The sequence below is a fragment of the Neisseria sp. P0021.S007 genome (genome assembly GCF_051956855.1).
The window spans coordinates 1-438 of sequence record NZ_JBQCXA010001760.1; the positions used below are offsets into that span (position 1 = coordinate 1).

Consider the following 438-nt stretch of genomic DNA (forward strand, 5'->3'; position numbering starts at 1 on the left):
TGTGTGTTTGTGGTGGTTTGTTTTTTGGTGGTTTTGGGGGTGTGTTGGGTGGTGTTTGTGTTGTTGGGTGGTTTAGGGTCGGGTTGTTGGTGGGTTTGGGATGTTTGTTGTGTTTGGCGTTGTGGTTGTGGTGGGTTGGGGTTTGTTGGGGTGGTTTTGTGTTGTGGGGTTTGTGGTTTGGGTGTTTTTGGGTTGTTTGGTGTGTTTGTTGTTTGGGTGGGTTGGGTTTTGTTTTGTGTTTTTGGGGGGGTGGTTGGGGGGTGTGTTTTGTTTGTGGTGGGGTGGGGTGGGGGGGTTGTGTTGGTGGTTTTTTTGTTTTGGTTTGTTGTTTTTTGTGTTTTTTGGGTTGGTGGGTGGTTGGGGGTTGTTGTGTTTGGGTTTGGTGGTGTTTGTTGGTGTTGTGTTGTTGGGTTGGTTTTGTGTGTGTTTGTGTGGGGG

Annotated in this window: 1 protein-coding gene; it reads right to left on the bottom strand. The window is 48.4% G+C overall.

The window, feature by feature from the left end; all coding sequences use genetic code 11:
* Positions 1–438, bottom strand: a 438-nt coding sequence (locus ACTHUR_RS21315) for a hypothetical protein (RefSeq protein WP_440400806.1), incomplete at both ends; no start/stop codon positions are given.